Here is a 17268-nt window from a genome sequence, read left to right on the forward strand (position 1 = left end):
TCGGCGGCTGTACAAACTGCACAGTCGACATCGCCTCCCCTCACGCGAATTGCCCAGCCTGGCCAGCCGTACCGACCGATGTTGCCAACGCGCACACAGCGCGCTGTGATCGACCCGTACCCGTCACGGGAGGTCCGATCATGACCGTCGACCAGTCACTCACCCGGCTCGACGACGCCACGCTGCGCCAGTTGCTCGGACTCGTCGAGCACGATCCGTCCGCCGATCCGTTCCCGGTGGTCGGGTGGGACGCGATCGTGTGGGTGGTGGGCAACGCGACGCAGTCCGCCGCCTACTACCGAGCCGTCTTCGGGATGGAACTCGAGGCGTACTCGGGCCCCGAGACCGGCAATCGCGATCACCGCGCCTTCGTATTGCGCAGCGGCGCCGTCAGATTCGTGCTCACCGGCGGCGTCGATCCGTCCAGCCCCCTCCACGACCATCACCGCCGACACGGCGACGGCGTCTACGACGTCGCCCTCGAGGTCACCGACGTCGACCGCTGCATCGCGCACGCCCGCGGCCAGGGGGCGCGCACCCTCGTCGAACCTCACGACGTCACCGACGAGCACGGCACCGTCCGCACCGCGAGCATCGCCGCATACGGCGAGACCCGGCACACGCTCGTCGATCGGTCCCGCTACACGGGCCCGTACCTGCCCGGCTATGTCGAGCGCACCGGCACCCGGAGCGCCGTGCCGCAGGTGATCCAGGCGCTCGACCACGTGGTCGGCAACGTCGAACTGGGCAAGATGAACGAGTGGGTGGACTTCTACCACCACGTCATGGGGTTCACCGATCTCGCCGAGTTCGTCGGCGACGACATCGCCACCGAGTACTCCGCGCTGATGAGCAAGGTGGTCGCGAACGGCAACCACCGCATCAAGATTCCCCTCAACGAGCCGGCCGTGGGCCGCAAGCGGTCCCAGATCGACGAGTTCCTCGAGTTCTACCGCGGCCCCGGATCGCAGCACCTGGCGCTGGCGACGTCGGACATCCTCGAGGCGGTGGACCGGCTGTCGGCGGCGGGCGTCGAGTTCCTGCCGACACCGGCGTCGTACTACGAGGATCCGGCGCTGCGGGCCCGGATCGGCGAGGTGCGCGTCCCCATCGAGGAGCTCGAGCGCCGCGGCATCCTCGTCGACCGCGACGAGGACGGCTACCTGCTGCAGATCTTCACCAAACCCATCGGCGATCGGCCGACGGTGTTCTTCGAACTGATCGAGCGCCACGGCTCGCTCGGGTTCGGCAAGGGCAACTTCCAGGCCCTGTTCCTCGCGATCGAACGCGAGCAGGAGCGGCGCGGCAACCTGTGACCGCGCCGCTCCCCGGATGCGTCAGATGGACGTGAGGCCCAGATCCAACGACATCTGCGAACCGGTGACGGTGCGCGATCGATCGCTGGCCAGGTACAGCACCACCTCGGAGACGTCGTCGACGCTGCACTTGCTGAGCCCGGCGAGCGGCCACTTGTAGTTGTCCAGGTAGCGCGGGAACTGGGAGAGGATCTTGCCGACGTTGGCGTCCTGACCCATCGGGGTGTCCACCGCGCCCGGATGAATGGAATTGACGCGAATGCCGAACTCCCCCAACTCGATCGCTGCGGTCTTCGTCAGACCCACCAAGCCGTGCTTGGCGGAGGTGTAGTTCGACGTGCCCGGGCTGGCCTTGATGCCGGCCGCGGAGCTGACGACGATGATCGAGCCGCCGCGGCCACCGTCGATCATCGCGGGCACCGCCGCCTTGAGCGTGCGCCACACGCCGTTGAGGTTGATGTCGATCATCGTGGTCCACTGCTCCTCGGGCATCTCCCAGAAGCGGTTCCACGTCGAGATGCCGGCGTTGGCGACCACGATGTCGAGGCGACCGAAGCGCTCCACACCGGCGTCGACGGCCGCCTGCAGGTCGGCCTGGTCGCGGACGTCGCCGATCGCGGTGACGATCTCGCGCCCCTCGGCGCGCACCAGGCGGGCGGTCTCCTCGAGATCCTCGGGCGTGGCCGCCGGGTAACCGACGTCGTCGGACACGGACGCGCAGATGTCGAGCGCGATGATGTCGGCGCCCTCCTGCGCGAAGCGCACCGCGTGGTTGCGCCCCTGTCCGCGTGCCGCGCCGGTGATGAAGGCGACCTTGTTCTCGAGCAGTGCCATGCGAATCCCTCCGGATCCCTCGTCGTGCAGTCTCTCCGCAGATTAAGGCGGTGGCTCAACCCCGCGGGGCGTCGTACCGGTGACCGGGAACACAGCCGCGGATCGCCTCGATGGTAAATCGGACCCGAAACCTCGTGTAGTCTGTAATTACCGACGCGGGGTGGAGCAGCTCGGTAGCTCGCTGGGCTCATAACCCAGAGGTCGCAGGTTCAAATCCTGTCCCCGCTACAAATGAGAGACCCGGTATCGCACCAGCGATACCGGGTCTTTTCTTTTGCCCCGATGTCGACACACCGCTCCCGAAATGACCTCCCGCGGACGCGATTGCGCGGGCAGGAGACGAGTTCGGGAGCGGGACCAGCACCCGGCCGCGCCGACTACCCTCCCCCGCCACCCTCATCGGCGCTAGATTGCTTCTATGGCCGACCGCGATCGGGACACCCTCGGCAAGCCGCGCAATGCCCGGCCCCGGGATCGCCTGGGCCGGCCGCTGGAGTGGGGCGAGGAGGGGTTTCCGACGATGCCCGACGACCTGGATCTGGATCCCGGCGAGGCGATCACCGAGGCGCAGCGGCTACTCGACCACGATCTGCCGTTCCACGCGCACGAGGTACTCGAGGCGGCGTGGAAGAAGGCGCCGCACGAGGAACGCGGGCTGTGGCAGGGCCTGGCCCAGCTCGCGGTCGCCGTGACCCATCAGATGCGCGGCAATCCGGCCGGTGCCGTCTCACTGCTCCGGCAGGGTCGGCACCGCATCGTCCCGTTCGAGGACAACCCTCCGCACGCCCTCGACATCACCGGACTGGTTGCGTGGGCCGACCATCTGATCGTCGAACTGGACCGCGACACCCCGCCCGACACGATCCCGGTTCCGCGTCTCCGGATGCCCTGATGGCCCATTCTGGTCAAATGACCGTTCTGCCGATGTTCCCCCTCGGCTCCGCACTGCTGCCCGGGGAACGGCTGCCGCTGCACGTGTTCGAGCCCCGCTTCCAGGCGCTCGTGCGCGACTGCCTCACGGCGACCGAGGGCCCGGTGTTCGGCACCGTGCTCATCGCGCGCGGCAACGAGGTGGGCGGCGGCGACGTCCGCAACGATGTCGGCACCGCGGTGCGGATCGTCTCCCATATCGGGATCGGCGACGGCCGATACGCGCTCGAGTGCGTCGGCGAGGAGCGGATCCGGATCGCGAGGTGGCTCGGCGACGATCCGTATCCCAACGCCGAGATCGAGTCGTGGCCGGTGGACGCGTCGGGCCGGGTCTCGGAGGCGCAGCTTCAGCACCTCACCGACAAGATCACCGAGCTGTACATCCTGCTGACCCGCATCCGGGAACTGCGCGACGACCCGCCGCCCGCGCCGCCGCGCATGTACGACGTGCTCGAGCAGCCCGGCGACCACCTCTACGCGCTCGCGGCGTGGGTGCCGATGGGCGCGGCCGACAAGTTCGCGGTCCTCGGCGCCGACCACGCCGACGACCGGCACCGGGCGCTGGCGGACGCCATCGACAATGCCCGGGAAATCGCCGAATTCCGGCTTTCGGGGCGCCGGTGACCGGGGTCACATCCGGGGTGTACTAACGTCCGATCTCCGGGGAGTTCAGGGGGAGGGAGAACACATGATCCACGTTCGACACAAGGCAGTGGCCATCGTTCCCGTCGATCTGGCGTTCGCGCACATCGACGACTACCGGAACGTGCCCGACTGGATGTTCGGGATCAGCCGCTTCGACCCGATCGGGTCGCTCGACCACGGGCTGGGCGCCACCTACGACGCGACGATGCAGCTCGGCCCCAAGGCGTTGAAGTCGACGGTCGAGATCACCGAGTGGGAGCACGATCGGCTCATCACGCTGTCCTCGGTCGCCGGATTCGGGAACCGGTCCAGCTGGCAGTTCACCCCGGTCGACGACGACCGCACCGAACTCTCCGTCGACTTCGGCTACGAACTGCCCGGCGGGCTGGCCGGCAGGGCGCTGGGCAAGCTGATCGAGCCGTTCGTCGCCACCGCGATCAAGCAGACCGAGGCAAACCTGCGGGGGCAGATCGAGGCGCTGAACCGCTAGGTCAGGCGGAGTGCCGACCGCGGTAACCCACTGCGCGTCGGACGAAGTCGAGGCTCAGCGCGATCGTCATGGTGCTCTCCTTCAACACCGTGCCCATCACCGGGTAGGCGTGGATCTGACCGCTCCACACGTGCGTCTCGACAGCCTGACCGGCGTCCTCGAGCAGCGCGGTCATCGCCTCGACGTCGGGGCGCATCAGCTCGTACTGCGCGACGCTGAAGAACGCGGGCGGGTACACCCGCGGGTCGGCCTCGATCGGGGAGTCGGCGCCGACGATGGGGTCGGGGCCGCCTGCCCACCGATCCTTGAGCGCCTCGACCTGGCTCATCGGCAGGTAGGCGTCTCGGCGCATGTAGTCGGGGTCGTGCTTCTCGAGCGCCAGGTTGAGCAGCGGCGAGTACCCGATCACCGCGGCCGGGGTCACCATGCCGCGCGTCGCCGCGAGTTCCGCCACCTTCATCGCCAGGTAGCCGCCGGCCGAGTCGCCGGCGAGGACGATCTTCGACGGGTCTTCGCACGTGCCGAGCAGTTCGGTGTACGCGGCCATCGCGTCGTGGATGGACGTGCCGATCCCGCCGTACGGCAACTGCCGGTACTCGACGGAGATCACCGGGACGCCGGCCCGAGCGGTGAGCAACGCGCACAGGCTGCGGTGAGTCGCCAAGCCACAGAACACGAATCCGCCGCCGTGGAAGTACAGGATCGTGGCACCGGCCAGTGCGTCGGACGCCTTGCGGTGGTGGCTGATTCGTTCGCTGGGCACCCCACCGAGCGTCATTGGTTCGATCGTGACGCCCTTGGGCCGGGGCAGCCGGTCGACCACCTTCTCGAGGTGCCCGAGCGCCGCGACGCCACGGTCGGTGGTGGGCCACGCCGCAAACAGCGGTTTGACGAAGATCCGGGCGATCCAGAACACCAGCCACGCCCGCCAGGTGACCTTCCAGTGCCTGATGATCGTCGTCTCGCGCGTTCGCATCCCGCCCCCAGTCGTCCGTTCCGCACGGGGTGGCTCGGCCCACCCCGCCCGCCACCCTAGAGTCCGACGCCGCCGCCCGCAGCGACATCACACCTGCAGCAGCGGAACCAGGAGTTCGTCGTCGGTGAGGGCGCCGTGCTGGCCCGCCAGCATCGACATGCGCGGTTCGGCCTGGCTGCGCACGATCGCCGCGCCGCCGCGGGCGATCGCCACGACGTCCCCGATCCGGCGTCGGGCGGTGTCCGACGGATCCGGGCCGAGCAGTCCGGCGGCCACGACGTCGTCGCGGGTGCCCACCCACGCGCGGTCGCCCAGTTCGCCGCGCCAGCGCCGCAGCACGGCGTCGGCGTGTCCGGGCTCGGCGTGCACGTACCGGCAGCGGGCCTCGCCGGTGAGGGCGACGACGCCGTCGGACAGTGCCGCGTTGCCGTCGACGTCGATGCGGTCCGCCGCATCGACGGGAACCATGCCGTGATCGGCCGTCACGAGCAGGTTCACGTCGGACCCGAGATGCGCGACGAGGTCCTCGACGAACCGGTCGACGATGGTCAACTGCGCCACCCAGGCGTCGGCACCGGGGCCGTACACGTGGCCGAGGGTGTCGATCTGGCTGAGATAGCAGTAGACGAGGGTCCGCTCCGCTGCGTTCGCGGCGTGCACCGTCGAGTGCAGAAGGTCGCCGTACGCGACGGTTCCGGCGAAGCTGGCGCCGCGCAGCACGGCGCGGGTGAGTCCGGTGCCGTGGAACTCGCGCGGCAGCACCGTGGTGGTGCGGACGCCGTCGGCCACCGCCCGCTCGAACACCGTGCGCGACGGCTGGATCCGTTCCGGCACCACCTGTCCGAGCATGTCGCGGTGATCGCCGACGCGCTGCCAGCGCAGCCAGTTGAACGGGCCGCCCGCCTCCTCGACGTCGGAAACGTAGCCGGTGACGCCGTGCCGCCCCGACGGCAGACCGGTACCGAACGACGCGAGGCTGGTCGCGGTCGTGGTGGGAAACCCCGCACGGATCGGACGCCCCGTGGCTTCCGCGAGGAACGGTGCGGCATCGACGTTGTGGCGCAGCAGATTCCAGCCCAACCCGTCGATCAGCAGCACGACGGTGCGGTCCCCCTCGGGGAGACCGAGTGCGTCGTTCTCACCGGGCACCCCGAGTGCGGCGAGCACCGAGGGCAGCACGTCGGCGAGCGTGGGCTCGGCGTATACGTCGCGCAGAGGGAGGTCGTTCGACACTGGGCGCTCGCTATCGTCTCGAAGATCGGGTCCGCCTCGTACCCCTCCGACTGTAGGCGCGCCGATTGTGGATCGAGGTACAAATTTTCCGCTCAAACCACTCATGCCAGGCGATTTCCCCCGCTACTGTCCGTGACATGGTGCAGGCGTTGAGCTTTGAATCGACGGTGCCGAGGCGGTTCGTACATCGTCAGTCCGTGTCCGAGGTCTACCTGACGGACGGTATTCCCCTCGGGGAGGGCGGCCGGTTTCGGCTGGGTGCGCAATGGCCGCGCCAACATGCCTTCTATCGAACGTGCACCGACCGCTACGACACGATGCTCCTCGGCGAGACGGTCCGTCAGTGCGCCATCTATCTCGGGCACATGCACTACGCAGTTCCCCTGGGGCACCTGTTCACGATGCAGACGATGCGAATCGAGGCGATTCTCGACCGGTTGACCATCGGCTCGTCCGCGGCCGAGGTCGTAATCGACGCCCGCGTCACCGAGCACGCCCGTCGGGGTGGCCGCCTGTCGGCATTCAGTGTCGACGTGGACTTCCGCGTCGACGGTGTGGTGGCGGGAAGCGGCATGGCCGTCGCCGGTGTTCTCACCCCGGACGACTATGCCCGGATCCGTTGGAGCGGAGACCGTGCACCCACGGTGGGCCGTATCCCGCAACCCCTTTCGGTACCGCCGTCGACGGTGTGCGTTCCCGATGCGCGGGCGGTCGTGCTCGGCGCACACCCGTCGGGGGACGGGGGTGGGCGCTGGCTGCTCCGGGTCGACCCGACCCATCCGGTGTTGTTCGACCATCCATCCGATCATGTGCCGGGCGTCGTCATCCTGGAGGCGGCCCGGCAGAGCGCACGACTACGGCTCGGCTGGTCGTGTGCAGACGTCGAATCGCTCGAGCTGCGGTTCCGTCGGTTCCTCGAATTGGATGAGCCGACGACGGTTTCCACCGAACTCAGACCTGGCGAGGACGGTTGCGTCGACATCGAATTCGCGCAGTGGGGCGAGACCAAGGCATCGGGAACGATACGGCTGGCTGTGCCGACGCCGACCGCCGAACCGAGTCACGCGTTCGTCGGGCTCCATCGCGTATGAATGTAGCGGTCGATCTTGTGACGGCGACGAGGTGCGACGATCGCCGACAGGATGAACAACAGCATCTGATCGAGTCGAGCCCCGAGATCCTCGCGGCGGGTGAGCACGTTCGACACGAGCTGGACGCCGGTGAATGCCGCGACGAAGTAGCGCGCGAGCTCCGCGGGATCGAGGGTGTCCGAGACGTCGCCCTCTTCGATAGCCGCTCCGAACACGTGGCGAAGGCCCTCGATCCAGTCCTGATACGGCGTCGACGGCCCGGCCTCCGCACTCATCTCGAGAGTCAGACGGATACCGGCCCGAACGACAGGGTCCTCAGTGATCTCGCGGCCCATCTCGTACGACAGCATCACCACCTGCTCGAGCGCCGGCGCATTCGTCGCGCGGATCGCGGTGACCGCGTTCATCGAGATCGCGTGCTGCTCGTCGATGATCGCGGCGGCCAGATCGTCCTTCGACTTGAAGTGGAAGTACAGCGCACCTTTGGTGAAGCCCGACAGCTCGACGATCTCGGCGAGGCTGGCGCGCTCGTAGCCGGTTTCGTCGAACCGAGTGGCCGCCGCCCGGACGATCTCTTTCCTGGTCGCGATCGCCCTCTCCTGCTTGAGCACTCCGCCCGTCCCCTCTCCGTTCGACACCCCTCCGGACACACGCAATGACGCCGCACGACGAAACGGACGAAACCCGCCCCCGCGTAGCGCTGTTCGGGGCAGCCGGTTTCATCGGCGATGCCACTTTACGGGCACTTGTCCAGTCTCGCGGCGAAGTCACCGCGCTCGTCCGGCGACCTCCGGACTTCCCGCGTGAAAATGTCCGATATGTCTTGGCTGATATCGGCGATCCCTCGACCTTGCTCCCGGCGCTCGAAGGCATCGACGTGATAGTTCACGCGGCCGGCTACACCGGTTCGGACGAGAACCTCTGCAAGCAGATCAATTACGACGGCACGCGGAACGTGCTCACGGCGGCCGCGGCCCGGTCGGTCGACTCCGTCATCAATCTCAGCACTATCGGCGTCTACGGCCAGGGCCCGTTCCGGGACATCGTCGAGGACGCCCGCGAACCGAACCCCGTCACCACGCTCAGCGCCACCCGGGCTGCGGCCGACCGGATGGTCCGCGCCGACGGTGGGATCACTGTCCGACCCGGATTCATCCACGGACTGGGCGATCGCTGGTTCCTGCCCGGGCTTCGGCACATCCTGGCGCGGACCGGGGCGTGGATCGACGACGGTACCGCGATGCTGTCGACCATCGCCGTCGACGAACTCGGCGAACTGATCGCCCACCTCGCGCTCACCTGCTCCGACGACGACAGCGGCGCCCTGTTCCACGCGGCCTCACCGCAGCCGCTGTCGGTGTCCGACATCGCAACCCGCCTGGCCGCCGACGGTTCAGGTCTCCCCCACTCCAGTTGCTCGTACGCGGAGGCCCTCGCCCGTGCCGATTCCGTCGGCCTCACCGCTCGGCACATCGACCTCGTCGGCCGGGACCACACGATCGACTCGACGAAACTGTGGCATCGGACGGGCCGCCGGACCGTGGTCGGCACGTCGCCGGAGTTCCCGATTCGTCCACGCGAGACCAACCGCAGTGCCAACCTGAATCCATGAGTCCCGAGACCGTCCCAGCACGAGGTGATCACTGATGGCCCGACCCGTCCGCGTCGTCGTCCTCGGCTCCGGGTCGTGGGGCACCACCGTGGCCAAGCTCGCCGCCCACAACACCCCCACGCTGCTGTGGTCGCGTAACCCCGAGACGGCCGACGAGATCAACACCGAGCACCGCAACACGCGCTACCTCGGTGACCACGAGTTGCCCGAGAGCCTGCGGGCGACGTCCGACATCGTCGAGGCCGCGAACGAGGCCGACGTCCTGGTGGTGGGGGTGCCGTCGCACGCGATCCGCAGCACGCTGGGCCTGATCTCCAACGAGGTCCGCGCATGGGTGCCGGTGCTCTCGCTCGCGAAGGGCCTCGAGCCCGGCACCCGGCAGCGGCCCACCGAGGTGATCTCCGAATGCCTGCCCGGCCACCCGGTAGGCCTGCTGGCCGGCCCCAACATCGCCCGGGAGATCGCCGACGGCCTGGCCGCCGCGTCGGTGGTCGCGACGCAGGATGTGGACGTCGCGACGGCGCTACAACCGCTGTTCGCGTCCAAGGTCTTTCGCGTATACCGCAACACCGACGTCCTCGGCTGCGAGCTGGGCGGCGTACTCAAGAACATCGTGGCGATCGCGTCGGGCATGGCCGACGGGCTGGGCGTCGGAGACAACACCCGCGCGATGGTCCTCGCCCGCGGTCTCGCGGAGATGACGCGACTCGGGGAGGCGATGGGCGCCAACCCGCGCACCTTCGCCGGACTCACCGGTGTCGGCGACCTCATCGCCACCTGCATGAGCCCGGCGTCGCGCAACCGCCGCGTCGGCGAGGCCATCGCGCGCGGGCTCACCGTCGACGAGGCGGTGGAGAAGCTGGGGCAGGTGGCCGAGGGGGTCAAGACCGCGCCGACAGTGATGGAATTGGCCCGCGACTACGACGTCGAGATGCCGATCGCCGCCGAGGTGGAGGCCGTCGTCGCCGGACGAAAAACTCCCGAGGAAGCCTACCGTGGCCTGCGGAAAGTCGCCCCGGGCGGCGAGGACGAGGTGGCCTGACCGGTCTTGGCGATTTGTCTTGAACGCTGTTCAAGTTGCACACTGCTGACGTCAAGCGGTGAGGGAGGCGCTGCACGGAAACCTCACGGATGGGATGCAGCGTGTCGGAGGCGGTTCGTCATACCCGGGTGCTGATCGTGGGCGCCGGATTCGCCGGCCTCGGCATGGCCCTGCGGCTCGCCCGCAGCGGTGAGCGCGACTTCGTCATTCTCGAGCAGGCCGACACGGTGGGCGGCACGTGGCGGCAGAACACCTATCCGGGGGCCGAGTGTGACATCCCGTCGGTCCTGTACTCGTACTCGTTTGCCCCCAAGCCGGATTGGACGTCGTCGCATGCGCCGCAGCCCGAGGTCCTGGACTACCTCACCGAACTGACGGACCGCCACGGGCTGGGCGACCACCTCGAACTCGGCACCGCGGTGGCCGGAGCACGGTGGGACGAGACCGCCTGCCGCTGGCAGGTTTTCGACAAGTCCGGACGCGAGTTCGTGGCGCAGCATCTGGTGGTCGCGTCCGGAGCCCTCAACGTGCCGCGCATCCCGCGTATCCCCGGCGCCGAGACGTTCGCGGGTGCGAGCATGCACACGGCGGCGTGGCGCGACGACGTCGACCTCACAGGCAAGCGAGTGGCCCTGATCGGGACCGGCGCGAGCGCGATCCAGTTGGCGCCGCACCTCGCCGAGCGGGCGGGCGAACTCCACGTCTTCCAGCGCACGCCGGCATGGATTCTGCCACGTCGGAGGTTGCGCGGGGTGGTGGCGGCGAGCCGTCGGAGCACGATGGCGCGCAGGATGTTCCGCGCGGCCACCTACTGGGGAGCCGAAACGCTCGCGCTCGGGCTGAGTCGCCGTCCGGGTCTGCTGGCACGCACCCAGGCTCGCGCCCTCCGGCACCTACGGGATCAGGTGCCCGACGCCGCCCTGCGCGACGCCCTCACCCCCGGTTACCGGATCGGCTGCAAGCGAATCCTGCGGTCGGACGACTTCTACCCCACCCTGATGCGGCCGAACACGTCGCTCGTCACCGACGCGATCACCGAGATCCGCCCGGACTGTGTCGTCACTGCGGGCGGCACCCGCCGACCCGTCGATGTGATCGTGTACGCCACGGGATTTCGCGTTGCGGGCGCGCTCAATGGGATGCATCTGGTGGGCCGCGAGGGTGTCAGCTTGCTCGAACGCTGGCAGCGAGGCGGGGTGCGAACCCATCTGGGCGTCACGGTCTCCGGGATGCCGAACGCGTTCTTCCTCTCCGGCCCCAACACCGGATTGGGCCACAACTCGGTGATCGTGATGATCGAGGCGCAGATCGGGCACGTGCTGGACGCGATGCGCCTCGTCGACACCCACGGCGCCGGCGCCCTCGATGTGCGCGCCGAGACCCAGGACGCATTCGGCGCGGAACTGCGCGAGCGCCTCGCGCACGGTGTGTGGAGCACGGGAGGCTGCACCAGTTGGTACCTCGACGCCCACGGGTCCAATCACGCGCTGTGGCCGGGGTCGTCATGGGACTACCGGCGTCGCACTCGCGTCGTCGATCCCGCCGACTACGAACTTCTCCGCGAGACGACGGAATCGGTGGCGTGACGGGGACGTCGACAGCAGGAAAAAGGTTGGACGCGATTCGGTCGAGGTTGATAGCGTGCGCCCGACCGTGACTTCACGCGAGGAGGTGAGACCCATGTACGCAGCAACCATGTGGGTGCTCCCACTCGTGTGCGCGGTCGGGCGATTGACGTAGGTGTCGCCGGGAGCCCCTGACCAGGCAATCCCGAAAGGCAACACCATGAAATTCACCTCCGAGACATCGTCGAACGGTGTCATCGAACGCACTTTCATTCTGGACGAGATCACCGGCGTGCTCTGGTCGCCCGCCACCGGATCCGGTGGCGGACCGCTGCTGCTGTCGGGGCATTCCGGCGGCATGCACAAGAAGGCGCCGGGACTGGTGGCCGGCGCACTGCACAGCGTCACCGCCGATGGCTTCACCGTCGCCGCCATCGATGCACCCGGACACGGCGACCGACCACGGAACCAACAGGATCAACGGTGGGTCGACGCGATCCATCGAGCCCGGTCGACGGGCGAGCCCCTTGCTCCGATCGTCGTCGAACACAACATGTCGGTGGCGGAGCGCGCCGTGCCGGAGTGGCAGGCGACCCTGGACGCGCTACAGGCGCTGCCCGAGATCGGCGCCGACGCGCAGATCGGCTACGGCGGCATGACATTGGGCGTCGCCACCGGGCTGCTGCTGGCGGCGGCCGACCCCCGGATCGCCGCGCTGAGCATCGGCGCGGTGTTCGTGAACGACGCCCTGCTCGAGGTGGCACGACAGATCACCGTCCCGGTCGAATACCGAATCCCGTGGGACGACGAGGAGATCGACCGAGCGTCCGGGTTCGCATTGTTCGACGCCTTCGCCTCGACGGAGAAGTCCCTGCACGCCCACCCGGGCCGGTACTTCGAGGCGCCCGAACACGAGCGCGACAGTTCGGCCCGGTTCTTCGCCCGTCACCTCGGCCGGACCGCCGGCGCGGCATCGGACTGAGGTAAGGCGGTATCGGCGTCCGGTGCGGGGCCGGACGCCGATACCACCACCACTCGGAGTGTGGAGACCGGCGGCTGCGCCGGCCGGGTAGTGGCTACGAGGTCAGTCGTGTGACGGGAAGCCGACTATCGCCAGGTTGAGCGGAAGCTGATCCTTGCGCGGTTCCGCGGTGGCGAGCTTGTCCTGGAAATACTTGCCGGAGATGTAGTCGTCCGCGTTCACGACCTCCTCGAGCGGGACCTGTCCCGAGTACTCGAAGCCGTCGAACACGTACGGCAACGAGTCGGCAGCGAGCAGGCTCGGGCCGTTCATCAGCTGGAAGTGCTTGTTCTCGATCTTTGGCGGTGTGCTCGCTGTCGGCTTGGTGGGAGCCGGGGCCGGCTACCTCGTACGCCAGCTCCGGCCTAGAGCGCCGAAGATTGCCGGTATCGCAGTCGGTTGTGTGTCAGCGTTGGTGGTCGCAGTCGCAAATGCCTTCCTGACGTAGGGAAGGAGTCAAGGCAAGCTCCAGCCAGAGAAGAACCGGCACACGCCGAACAGGCCACCGCCGACCCGCCGCCGCAGGCCAGTGACGTTCCATCGCGTGCCCACCTCGAATATGAGTGAGCCGATCCCACGGGAAGCTTTGCCCACCTGACTGCATCTGACCGAGTAACGCGATCGGAAGAACCGTCCTCGCGAACCTCGGAAGGAATCGAGTAGGCCATGTCTACTCCCGCACCTCACAACTCCGGCGCCACCAGCGAGACGAGCATCCCGGAGGCGACGTTCTCGTGCGGAGCGTCCGGCAGCGTCACCGGATCGGCGGTCGATGCGTTCGAGGTAGACCTGAGCGACATGCTCGGCGGCCCGGGCCCGAGCCCGGGCGAGGTGTCGATGCAGTCCATCGATGCCGGTGTCGCTGCCGGGGGAGGGATTTCGGTCGGCGGCGGCTATGAGCACATCGACGCCCGCAGCCGGGTCGAGTGGGCACTCGGAATGGTCGCTGTCGTTCGTGGTCTTAGCCGGCGAGCTCGTCGATCCAGTTCGATCGCATCCGCAAGGCACGTTCCGTGCTACCGACGACGGCTCCGAGCCCGAGGAGCAAGCTGACTGGGAGGGGAAGTTGCACGGGAAGTGTGAAGGTTCCGATCGTGTCGGCGACAGGGGGAATCCGGGAGATCGCTTCGATGATCTGTGGCACCGTGACGCACAAACCGGCGAGGACGAGCGCGGTCGAGACGAGGCCGACGACTCGACTCAAACCCGGGTGTCTATGGTGCATTCGGGCCCGGCGTCCTTCTGCGGATGCGGGATCGGGGTTCAGTTGCCGCTCGGTGCCGTCTGGACGCACGTAGTGGCACCGTTTGAGCCCGAAGCCGTTGATGGCGACCTCGATGTGACCGCCCGGGACCGAAAACCGGACCGGCATCCTGGCGAATGAGTGCAACGATCCATCCACATAGAGGCGCGCGCGTATCTCTCCGTCAGTCATGTCGCCAGCGTGGCGAACGTCGACGGCGTAGATGGACGTCGTGCCGTCAGAGGCGGGAAGCGTGATTGCGCGGAGGGATCTGCCGAACATCTGCCACCAACGGTAGCGACTCAGCGGCTCACCGGACCCAGCACGCACACGCCGGAACCGCCAACTCCCAATCCCCATTTTCCCCGCCAGTTCTGTTAGTACAGTGTGATAGACATTGTCGAGCGAGGCTAGCACGCTGTGATAGAAAACTGCGACGAGAGGGTGCTCATGGACGCTGAGTCGAATGGACGAGGTGCGTACGACAAGATCCTGATTACCGCCGCCGCCATCGGCCTATGCCTGCTCCCCGCCTGCGGGCAGACCGAGCCGAGCGCCTCGGACGCCATCGACGCGACATCGGCTCCGGAGGCCGGCGTAGCCGATTCGGAGTTCGCTGCACTAGAGGAGCAGTTCGATGCGCGCCTGGGGGTGTACGCAGTCGACACCGGTACGGGGCGTGAGATCGAATGGAGGGGCGACGAAAGGTTCGCCTACGCTTCGACGATCAAGGCGCTAGCCGCCGCCGCGCTTCTCGACGACGTGGGCACAGCGGGTCTTGCCAAGACCGTGGAGGTCGGCGCCTCGGACATCATCAAGCATTCCCCCGTGACCGAGACCAGAGTGGGGCAGACGATGACCCTCGACGAAATCTGTGAGGCCGCACTGACCCAGAGTGACAATGCAGCCGCGAACTTCATCTTCGCCGAGCTCGGCGGACCGCAGGCATTCGACGCACGGCTCGATGAACTCGGCGACGCCGGGACCACGGTCTCGCGTATCGAGCCGGACCTGAATGAAGCGCTCCCCGGGGACGCCCGCGACACCACCACCCCGCGAGCGTCCGCGAACAACCTGCGCGAGTACGTCTTCGGTGATGCGCTCGATGACGAGGAGAAGACCACGCTGACCGACTGGATGAAGGCCTCGCGGACTGGGGACGCCTTGGTGCGCGCTCAACTGCCTGAGGATTGGACGGTCGGGGACAAGTCCGGTGGAGGAATGTACGGATCGCGCGGGGATTTGGCCGTGGTGTGGCCCACCGACGGACGGCCGATCGTCATCTCGGTGCTGTCCTCACGTGATGAGCGGGAAGCTGACTACGACGACCGTCTGATCGCCGGGGCGGCGGCAGCCGCTGTAGGCCAGCTCCGCTAGGTCTCCGGTGCGCGTTTCTACATCGAGCGATCATTCAAGGCGTCCCAGCGCCCCCATCTACCCTGTGCCGATGTGGTTGCGGTCTTCTGGGGAAGCACTCTCCCCATGAGGGAGGTCGCCGAGGCCACGCCACTCGCTCGCTTCCTGTCGGCCGAATGTTCTGTCACAGCACTGTGCAGATCGACTTCACTCAATTAGTACACTGTGATAAAACAGCTTCGGGAGGCATGAACCTATGAGTGGCCGTTCAACACAGCGAGATACACGCGACCGGATTCTGATCGCGGCGGCGACAATGCTCGGCGAAGATCCCCCGGCTCGGCTGAGCGTCCGCGGTGTCGCAGCACGAGCCGGCGTGAGCACGGGGTCGCTTCGTCACTTCTTTCCGACTCAGCGAGAGCTTGTCGAGACCGTTGTCGCGGGGCTCTACGACATCGAGATCCCCGACGACCCGATCTATGACACCGAGCGAACACCCGCGGAGCGCCTCGTCGCATGTTTGCGGCTGATGCTCTCGGAATTCGGCACCGGCGATCGCGCGCGTGAGCGGTGGCGCGCGATGTACGAGTCGTACATCGCTTCCGGCCTGGGTGAAGAGGAGTCCGCCGTGTACCTCGCGCTCGAGCGGTTGGGGCTCCGCCGAATCGAGCGTTGGTTGGCCGTCCTAATAGACGAAGGCGCAATCCCTGCAGGTCAGGCGGAGCGACGTGCGCGATTCCTGACCACCGTCCTCAACGGGCTCGCCACAGAACGCGCGCTCCCGGCCAACGCTATGCGATTTGCATCCGAGACCGAGACCCTCCAACTGGCCGTTGGCGCAGTCATCGGCGACACACCGGCGACGGGACAGTCGGGCTCCTGACTTGTCCGAACCAGCGTTCACGATGACACGGAGGACGAGATCCACACTTCATACCCGCACTCGCCACCGCGCTCCCTCGGATCGTTCGAGCACATCATCGACCTCTACGGGGGACGCACCCGCTCTCGGTAGGCATCGAGCGATCCGGGGGTCGCGGAAGGTTCTGCCGCTCGGACAATCCATTCCCCTTCACGTAGTTCACGGGAGCGACTGGGTCGCGGAAGCGGCGGCGGAACAGAGACGTCCCATCGACTCCGCCGGCAGTCCACTAGCCCAAGCAACGCTTATGGCCGACGCCTCCGGTGTTCTCGGGGCCGTTGTTCTGCTCACGTTCTCCCGCCGGATCACCGACGGCCGCGGTGCGCTTCAGGGAGCACGATCTGTTGACTCTGATCGGCGGTCGGCTACCGCCGGCTCGCCCGCTACCGGTCGCCCAGGAAACCTTGCTCGAACGCATGCCCTCGACAGTGGAGCCGGAACGAACCCCACCGCAGTCGCCTCATCACCACGCGGTGCGGCCACGTAGCGCCCCTTCGACGCGTCGCCACCGAGCGTCGGGGTCGCCCAGCTCGACCATGCGACGACCGAACGTCTTCGCGTGAATGCCCGCGCCCACGCCGCCACGGTTCAGGGGGCGATCTGTGTCGCAGCTGCCCAGTCCTTGTCCACGCTCACCGGCGCCGAGAGCGTTCGCGTCAACGCGCCAATCGACCTTCGCTCGGCGCCGTCTCTGGAGGATGACGTCGTGAACCGCTTCCCCCCGACGACGCTGGTCCTACAAGCAGCCTCGCCCAAGATTTAACAGCCAAGCTGCGAGTCTCACGCGCGCCGCGGCGCGCGTGAGACCGCATTGATACTCGCTTCGCTCGACCCCGTCGACGCCGTAGGAGCGGAAGCTGCGATGCTCACCGTCACTGACGCAGACTTGGAGATCACCAACCTGGGCATCTCGGGTGCCGGTACACCATCCGCGGTCGCGATCCGGGGTCCGATCATGGCGACGCAAGTCCGCGATGAATCTATCCTCGGCG

Annotated in this window: 18 protein-coding genes and 1 tRNA gene; 12 read left to right on the plus strand and 7 right to left on the minus strand. The window is 67.6% G+C overall.

All coding sequences use genetic code 11. The features are described from left to right. Positions 1-140 precede the first annotated feature (140 nt). Positions 141-1316 (plus strand): 4-hydroxyphenylpyruvate dioxygenase, encoded by a 1176-nt coding sequence (hppD, locus tag C8K36_RS18750; protein WP_107986019.1) that lies wholly within the window; start codon positions 141-143, stop codon positions 1314-1316. Between the two features lie 21 nt (positions 1317-1337). Here the strand turns inward: hppD and C8K36_RS18755 are convergent, their stop codons facing one another. Then, positions 1338-2150, minus strand: coding sequence for a mycofactocin-coupled SDR family oxidoreductase (locus C8K36_RS18755; RefSeq protein ID WP_107986020.1), 813 nt, complete (start codon positions 2148-2150; stop codon positions 1338-1340). Between the two features lie 154 nt (positions 2151-2304). On the opposite strand from C8K36_RS18755, the gene C8K36_RS18760 reads away from it, so the two are divergent. From C8K36_RS18760 to C8K36_RS18775, 4 genes are all read left to right on the plus strand, one after another. Then, positions 2305-2378, plus strand: a tRNA-Met gene (locus C8K36_RS18760). A gap of 190 nt (positions 2379-2568) precedes the next feature. Next, on the plus strand, positions 2569-3042 hold the full coding sequence (locus tag C8K36_RS18765; protein ID WP_107986021.1) for a DUF309 domain-containing protein: 474 nt from the start codon (positions 2569-2571) through the stop codon (positions 3040-3042). Positions 3043-3059: 17 nt separating this feature from the next. Next, positions 3060-3704 (plus strand): LON peptidase substrate-binding domain-containing protein, encoded by a 645-nt coding sequence (locus C8K36_RS18770; protein WP_107986022.1) that lies wholly within the window; start codon positions 3060-3062, stop codon positions 3702-3704. A gap of 64 nt (positions 3705-3768) precedes the next feature. Then, positions 3769-4215 carry an SRPBCC family protein gene (locus C8K36_RS18775; protein WP_107986023.1) on the plus strand — a complete coding sequence of 149 codons (447 nt, stop codon included), beginning with the start codon at positions 3769-3771 and terminating at the stop codon, positions 4213-4215. A 1-nt stretch (position 4216) separates the two neighbouring features. Here C8K36_RS18775 and C8K36_RS18780 read toward each other — a convergent pair whose 3' ends face one another. Together C8K36_RS18780 and C8K36_RS18785 are read right to left on the minus strand one after the other, a co-directional pair. Further along, a complete protein-coding gene (locus C8K36_RS18780; protein ID WP_107986024.1) occupies positions 4217-5191 on the minus strand; it encodes an alpha/beta hydrolase fold domain-containing protein in 975 nt (324 codons plus the stop codon). A gap of 87 nt (positions 5192-5278) precedes the next feature. Further along, positions 5279-6424: an alkaline phosphatase family protein gene (locus C8K36_RS18785; RefSeq protein WP_258195488.1), complete on the minus strand. Its 1146-nt coding sequence runs from the start codon at positions 6422-6424 to the stop codon at positions 5279-5281. Between the two features lie 137 nt (positions 6425-6561). On the opposite strand from C8K36_RS18785, the gene C8K36_RS18790 reads away from it, so the two are divergent. After that, on the plus strand, positions 6562-7515 hold the full coding sequence (locus C8K36_RS18790; protein WP_107986026.1) for a ScbA/BarX family gamma-butyrolactone biosynthesis protein: 954 nt from the start codon (positions 6562-6564) through the stop codon (positions 7513-7515). On the opposite strand, the gene C8K36_RS18795 is transcribed toward C8K36_RS18790, so the two are convergent. Next, positions 7485-8126, minus strand: a complete 642-nt coding sequence (locus tag C8K36_RS18795) for a ScbR family autoregulator-binding transcription factor (RefSeq protein ID WP_107986027.1) — start codon at positions 8124-8126, stop codon at positions 7485-7487. The genes C8K36_RS18790 and C8K36_RS18795 overlap by 31 nt on opposite strands. 44 nt (positions 8127-8170) lie before the next feature. Here C8K36_RS18795 and C8K36_RS18800 point away from each other — a divergent pair, with 44 nt between their 5' ends. The 4 genes from C8K36_RS18800 to C8K36_RS18815 all read left to right on the plus strand — a co-directional run bounded on the left by C8K36_RS18800 (position 8171) and on the right by C8K36_RS18815 (position 12716). Continuing rightward, positions 8171-9127 carry an NAD-dependent epimerase/dehydratase family protein gene (locus C8K36_RS18800; protein ID WP_107986028.1) on the plus strand — a complete coding sequence of 319 codons (957 nt, stop codon included), beginning with the start codon at positions 8171-8173 and terminating at the stop codon, positions 9125-9127. Between the two features lie 34 nt (positions 9128-9161). Further along, a complete protein-coding gene (locus C8K36_RS18805) occupies positions 9162-10169 on the plus strand; it encodes an NAD(P)H-dependent glycerol-3-phosphate dehydrogenase (protein WP_107986029.1) in 1008 nt (335 codons plus the stop codon). Positions 10170-10258: 89 nt separating this feature from the next. Next, positions 10259-11755, plus strand: coding sequence for a flavin-containing monooxygenase (locus tag C8K36_RS18810; RefSeq protein WP_107986030.1), 1497 nt, complete (start codon positions 10259-10261; stop codon positions 11753-11755). A 199-nt stretch (positions 11756-11954) separates the two neighbouring features. Next, positions 11955-12716, plus strand: coding sequence for an alpha/beta hydrolase (locus tag C8K36_RS18815; protein ID WP_107986031.1), 762 nt, complete (start codon positions 11955-11957; stop codon positions 12714-12716). A gap of 102 nt (positions 12717-12818) precedes the next feature. Here the strand turns inward: C8K36_RS18815 and C8K36_RS18820 are convergent, their stop codons facing one another. From C8K36_RS18820 to C8K36_RS18825, 3 genes are all read right to left on the minus strand, one after another. Further along, positions 12819-13028, minus strand: coding sequence for a hypothetical protein (locus C8K36_RS18820; RefSeq protein WP_107986032.1), 210 nt, complete (start codon positions 13026-13028; stop codon positions 12819-12821). Positions 13029-13438: 410 nt separating this feature from the next. Beyond that, positions 13439-13603 (minus strand): hypothetical protein, encoded by a 165-nt coding sequence (locus C8K36_RS24880; RefSeq protein ID WP_181319631.1) that lies wholly within the window; start codon positions 13601-13603, stop codon positions 13439-13441. A gap of 113 nt (positions 13604-13716) precedes the next feature. Beyond that, entirely contained in the window at positions 13717-14190 is a 474-nt protein-coding gene (locus C8K36_RS18825; protein WP_219910023.1) for a hypothetical protein, read from the minus strand. A 258-nt stretch (positions 14191-14448) separates the two neighbouring features. Between C8K36_RS18825 and bla the strand changes: the two genes are divergently transcribed. Next, a complete protein-coding gene (gene bla, locus C8K36_RS18830) occupies positions 14449-15375 on the plus strand; it encodes a class A beta-lactamase (RefSeq protein WP_107986034.1) in 927 nt (308 codons plus the stop codon). A gap of 235 nt (positions 15376-15610) precedes the next feature. Beyond that, a complete protein-coding gene (locus C8K36_RS18835) occupies positions 15611-16237 on the plus strand; it encodes a TetR/AcrR family transcriptional regulator (protein ID WP_107986035.1) in 627 nt (208 codons plus the stop codon). The last annotated feature ends 1031 nt before the right edge of the window (positions 16238-17268 follow it).

Origin of the sequence: Rhodococcus sp. OK519, from assembly GCF_003051005.1 — a bacterium.
GTDB lineage: Bacteria > Actinomycetota > Actinomycetes > Mycobacteriales > Mycobacteriaceae > Prescottella.